At 47.4% G+C, this 506-nt stretch carries 1 protein-coding gene; it reads left to right on the top strand.

The window, feature by feature from the left end; all coding sequences use genetic code 11:
* Positions 1 to 120 precede the first annotated feature (120 nt).
* Positions 121 to 506: hypothetical protein (locus BTA51_RS28965; protein ID WP_210404955.1), on the top strand; the 386-nt coding region annotated here is incomplete at its 3' end.

The following is a 506-nucleotide window of genomic DNA, read 5'->3' as shown; positions in this document are numbered from 1 at the left end:
AGACTAGTCGTATCCCTACTTGGACGCGCCGATTAGTATGCGCCCCAATAGCACACGAGGGCATAATTGAGGGGTGAGGCAATTTCGGGCTTACCTTTTGTTTCGCAGGACTAGTTTGCAATGACAGAGTTGACTGAATCCATTCTATTTCAGGTGATTGCGATCCTGGGGACCATAACAGGGTTTGGCATTGCTCTTGATCGAATCTTCATAACTTCGCACATTAGGGAGCGAATAGAAGAATACCTCACTCTCCCTCGGTCAAAAGGAACTTGGTTCGACGGCTACAAGGAGATTCTTGGGCTATCGGAGGCCATTGTTTTTGACAGGTACTTTTCCGGCAATATTGTTGGGTGGAGATTCCTGAAATCATCCCTCTTTGTTTCAGCGGCATCGTTCTTGGCCGCAATTTCAATCCAGTATATATTCTTTCCCGAGTTCGTTCCGCAGTTCGTGCTTTCCCCGAGTCAAGTTTCCGTGATCGCTGCCTTCTTCCTGTTTAATGC

Origin of the sequence: Hahella sp. CCB-MM4 (assembly GCF_002260525.1) — a bacterium.
Taxonomy (GTDB): domain Bacteria; phylum Pseudomonadota; class Gammaproteobacteria; order Pseudomonadales; family Oleiphilaceae; genus Hahella.
This window is presented reverse-complemented; position numbering and strand designations above follow the sequence as displayed.